Here is a 3136-nt window from a genome sequence, read left to right on the forward strand (position 1 = left end):
GTACGCGAACGCCCGCAGCCGGGGCGAGGTGCCTTGACGCGGCGTTGCCCGGATACCCGGACGCGTCGTGGGGGCGCGGAGCCGTAGGGGACAATGGGCGCCATGAGTCTGTTCCGCGACGACGGCATCGTGCTGCGCACCCAGAAGCTGGGTGAGGCGGACCGGATCATGCTGCAGTCTCCCGGGGGGCGACCCCCGTACCCCCAGCAGAAACCCCCCGGGGGTGCCCGATGAGTCTCTTCCGGGACGACGGCATTGTCTTGCGGACCCAGAAGCTGGGTGAGGCGGACCGGATCATCACGCTGCTCACGCGGGGTCACGGGCGGGTACGCGCGGTGGCGCGCGGGGTGCGGCGGACCAAGTCGAAGTTCGGAGCCCGGCTGGAGCCCTTCTCGCATGTGGACGTGCAGTTCTTCGCGCGGGGGAGCGAACTGATCGGCCGCGGGCTGCCGTTGTGCACACAGAGTGAGACGATCGCTCCGTACGGTGGCGGGATCGTGAGCGACTACGCGCGGTACACCGCGGGTACGGCGATGCTGGAGACGGCGGAGCGGTTCGCCGACCACGAGGGCGAGCCCGCCGTGCAGCAGTATCTGCTGCTGGTGGGCGGGCTGCGGACGCTGGCCGGCGGGGAGCACGCGCCGCATCTGATTCTCGACGCGTTTCTGCTGCGGTCGCTCGCGGTCAACGGATACGCCCCGAGCTTCGGGGACTGTGCGAAGTGCGGGATGGCGGGACCCAACCGGTTCTTCTCCGTGGCGTCCGGCGGAGTCGTCTGCGTCGACTGCCGGGTGGCCGGGAGCGTCGTACCCTCGCCGCAGGCCCTCGAACTGCTCGGTGCGCTGCTCACGGGAGACTGGGAGACGGCGGACGCGTGCGAGGCGCGGCATGTGCGGGAGGGGAGCGGGCTGGTCTCCGCCTATCTGCACTGGCATCTGGAACGCGGGCTGCGCTCGCTGCGGTACGTGGAAAAGTCGTAGGTCGTCGTAGGTCGTCGTAAGTCGTAGAGGTCGTAGAGGGAGACGGGAACGTCATGGTTGTACGCGGGATCCTGGGGCGCCAGCGGCGCGAGTACAAGGCGCCGGAGCCGCACCCGTCGGGGGCCACCGCACCGAAGCTGCCCGGTGAGCTGATCCCGAAGCACGTGGCGATCGTCATGGACGGGAACGGGCGGTGGGCGAAGCAGCGCGGGCTGCCGCGCACGGAGGGCCACAAGGTCGGCGCCGAGCGGGTGTTGGACGTGCTGCAGGGCGGCGTCGAGATGGGTGTCGGCGCGATCTCGCTGTACGCCTTCTCCACCGAGAACTGGAAGCGGTCGCCCGACGAGGTGCGCTTCCTGATGAACTTCAACCGCGACTTCATCCGCAAGACCCGCGACACCCTCGACGAACTCGGCATCCGGGTGCGGTGGGTGGGCCGGATGCCCAAGCTGTGGCGGTCGGTCGCCAAGGAGTTGCAGATCGCGCAGGAGCAGACCAAGAACAACGACGCGCTCACGCTGTACTTCTGCATGAACTACGGCGGCCAGGCCGAAATCGGCGATGCCGCACGGGCGTTGGCCCAGGACGTGAAGGCCGGGAAGCTCGACCCGTCCAAGGTCAACGAGAAGACCCTCGCGAAGTACCTGTACTACCCGGACATGCCGGACGTGGACCTGTTCCTGCGCCCCAGCGGCGAGCAGCGCACCTCCAACTTCCTTCTCTGGCAGAGCGCTTACGCCGAGCTGGTCTTCCAGGACGTGCTGTGGCCGGACTTCGACCGCCGTGACCTGTGGCGCGCCTGCGTCGAATTCGCCCAGCGGGACCGGCGGTTCGGCGGCGCGGTACCGAACGAGAAGCTGCTCGCGATGGAGCAGGCGATGCGGGGAAACGAGTAACACCCCTGTCAGGATCTGGCGTTACTATCACGGCTCGTCACCGCAGTAACGGGGAGGGGCCGTGATGGAGCAGGGACAGAGCGTCGAGCAACGCGTGAGTGAAGTGGTGCTGGAGTACCAACTCCGGCTGGAGGACATGACCGAGGCCGTCCGGCTGCTGTTCCGCAAGCGCGGCCGGGCCGGGTTCGTCCACCACCCCGTCTTCCTCGCGGCGGTCATGGTGCTGGGCGTGCTCGTGCTGACCGCGGGTCTGGCAGGCAGCGACGGCACCGGCTTCGCCTTCGGCGTGGCGCTCATCGCCTGGCCGCTGCTGATGCTCCGGGTGCCCGGCATGACCGCCCGCCAGCTGCTGCGGGCCAACCAGCACCACGGCGTGATGCGGGTGACCGTCGCCGAGGAGGGCCTGCGGACGGTCAGCGCGCACATCGACTCGCGCATGTCCTGGGCCAATTACGGCAGTTACGCCGAGACGGAGCACTGCTTCGTATTGCGCAGCCCGGACCGGATCGGGGCCTGCGCGATGGTGCTCGTCAAGCAGGGGGCGTCCACCCCGCAGGACGTGGACCGGGTACGCGCCCTGCTGGACACCAAGCTGCCGCGCGTCTGAGCGGTCTCCGGTGCGCTGTCCGAGCCCCGTAGGGGCGCGGGGCTGTATCGATGTGCGGCTCCGCCGCGTGGGCGCGACCAGCCCCCACCGGCCCGCACGGCACTCCGCTCAACCGGCGGAGCACTCCGCACAGGTGCCGAAGATCTCCACCGTGTGCGCCACGTTCACATAGCCGTGTTCCGCCGCGATCGCCTCCGCCCACTTCTCCACGGCGGGTCCTTCCACCTCCACCGCCTTGCCGCAGACGCGGCAGACGAGGTGGTGGTGGTGATCGCCGCTGGAGCAGCGGCGGTAGACGGACTCGCCCTCGTCGGTGCGAAGGACGTCCACCTCGCCGGCGTCGGCGAGGGACTGGAGGGTGCGGTAGACCGTGGTCAGGCCGACCGAGTCGCCTTTGTGCTTGAGCATGTCGTGCAGTTCCTGGGCGCTGCGGAACTCGTCGACCTCGTTGAGCGCCGCCGACACGGCGGCACGCTGGCGGGTGGATCGTCCCTTCACGGGCGGGCCGGCCGTCGTCACCGTTGCCTCCTCACGTCTGCACTTTGCCGGGCCATTGTGCCAGCCCGGACTGTGCTTGGTCAGACGCCGACCTCGTCGGCGGCCCCCCGGGTGGCTGGAATCGCGCACTCCACCGGGTCCCCGGCGGGTCGCGC

The 3136-nt window shown here is 69.5% G+C and carries 5 protein-coding genes; 4 read left to right on the top strand and 1 reads right to left on the bottom strand.

Annotated elements, in window-relative coordinates; translation table 11 throughout:
* The first annotated feature begins 102 nt into the window (after window positions 1–102).
* The 4 genes from R6V09_RS54450 (at window position 103) to R6V09_RS49715 (ending at window position 2483) form a co-directional block, all read left to right on the top strand.
* Window positions 103–234 carry a hypothetical protein gene (locus R6V09_RS54450; protein ID WP_327097951.1) on the top strand — a complete coding sequence of 44 codons (132 nt, stop codon included), beginning with the start codon at window positions 103–105 and terminating at the stop codon, window positions 232–234.
* The gene (gene recO, locus R6V09_RS49705; RefSeq protein WP_317888025.1) at window positions 231–980 is read left to right on the top strand and encodes a DNA repair protein RecO; all 750 of its coding nucleotides are present in this window, start codon (window positions 231–233) and stop codon (window positions 978–980) included. Before R6V09_RS54450 ends, recO begins: the two co-directional genes overlap by 4 nt.
* A 53-nt stretch (window positions 981–1033) precedes the next feature.
* Complete coding sequence (locus R6V09_RS49710) at window positions 1034–1876, top strand: isoprenyl transferase (RefSeq protein ID WP_317888026.1); 843 nt, start codon at window positions 1034–1036, stop codon at window positions 1874–1876.
* Window positions 1877–1940: 64 nt separating this feature from the next.
* Window positions 1941–2483 carry a YcxB family protein gene (locus R6V09_RS49715; RefSeq protein ID WP_317888027.1) on the top strand — a complete coding sequence of 181 codons (543 nt, stop codon included), beginning with the start codon at window positions 1941–1943 and terminating at the stop codon, window positions 2481–2483.
* Window positions 2484–2591: 108 nt separating this feature from the next.
* Here the strand turns inward: R6V09_RS49715 and R6V09_RS49720 are convergent, their stop codons facing one another.
* The gene (locus R6V09_RS49720; RefSeq protein ID WP_317888028.1) at window positions 2592–3002 is read right to left on the bottom strand and encodes a Fur family transcriptional regulator; all 411 of its coding nucleotides are present in this window, start codon (window positions 3000–3002) and stop codon (window positions 2592–2594) included.
* Window positions 3003–3136 lie beyond the last annotated feature (134 nt).

The organism is Streptomyces sp. W16 (assembly GCF_033194735.1).
In the GTDB taxonomy this organism is placed as follows: Bacteria; Actinomycetota; Actinomycetes; order Streptomycetales; family Streptomycetaceae; genus Streptomyces.

Excerpts from the sequence above, each read along its gene's own strand:
- R6V09_RS49710 (WP_317888026.1), top strand. The coding sequence starts at position 1,034 with ATGGTTGTACGCGGGATCCTGGGGCGCCAGCGGCGCGAGTACAAGGCG.
- R6V09_RS54450 (WP_327097951.1), top strand. The coding sequence starts at position 103 with ATGAGTCTGTTCCGCGACGACGGCATCGTGCTGCGCACCCAGAAGCTG.
- R6V09_RS49715 (WP_317888027.1), top strand. The coding sequence starts at position 1,941 with ATGGAGCAGGGACAGAGCGTCGAGCAACGCGTGAGTGAAGTGGTGCTG.
- recO (WP_317888025.1), top strand. The coding sequence starts at position 231 with ATGAGTCTCTTCCGGGACGACGGCATTGTCTTGCGGACCCAGAAGCTG.